The 760-nt window shown below is 38.4% G+C and carries 1 protein-coding gene; it reads right to left on the bottom strand.

Going from position 1 to position 760, the window contains the following annotated elements:
* On the bottom strand, positions 1 to 442 hold a 442-nt coding region (locus KSO91_RS17460; RefSeq protein WP_238744283.1), incomplete at its 3' end, for an IS5 family transposase.
* Positions 443 to 760: the final 318 nt, after the last annotated feature.

Here is a 760-nt window from a genome sequence, read left to right as displayed (position 1 = left end):
CTTTACTATCATGAACTTCACCACCCGTAATAATAAACTCAATGGGTAAACCGTAACTATCTACCGCTAAATGAATTTTACTTGTATTACCTCCCCGACTTAACCCTATTGCCTGTGGTTGCTCTGATGCAGCACCTGTACCATGTTGGTGAACTTTGACATAACTACCATCAATAAATTCCCATTCAGTGTCACTATCAGCAGATAACGACTTGAATAATCTCATCAATACACCTTTTCTAGACCAAAGGAGAAATCGTCGGTAAATCGTATTCCATAAACCAAAGTATTCAGGTAGATCACGCCAAGGGCAACCGACTCGTAAGCGATAGAGAATACCTTCTATCGTTTGTCTATGTTCGGACTTGTTATAAACTCTATCTTCAAGCAAAATAGCTTTAAGCTTCGACCACCGTTCATCAGTGAGCATTAATCGGGGCATGGTAATCTCGTTGTATTTGTTTTTGGCGAAGTGAATTATACGAGATTACCTTCCACTTTTTTGCACAAAATTCAAACAAAGATCAACAGCCCCTAAGAAAATTAATTGCTAAGACTTTCGGCCTTTGTATTGTAACGGTACAGTGATTTTGGCCACTAATTCAGAGTAAAATGGATCATTTCCCTAGGGCGCTTTGTGCCCCGAAGCGAGCTAGAAGTGTATAAAGTTGTGGCTAATATTATTTAGTAGTTACTGAATTATTTATGGTACTGCCCTTATAATGTTTCTACTATTTCTTACTAACCCACGCTCTAAAAA

Source organism: Psychromonas antarctica (assembly GCF_022267535.1).
In the GTDB taxonomy this organism is placed as follows: Bacteria; Pseudomonadota; Gammaproteobacteria; order Enterobacterales; family Psychromonadaceae; genus Psychromonas; species Psychromonas antarctica.
This window is presented reverse-complemented; position numbering and strand designations above follow the sequence as displayed.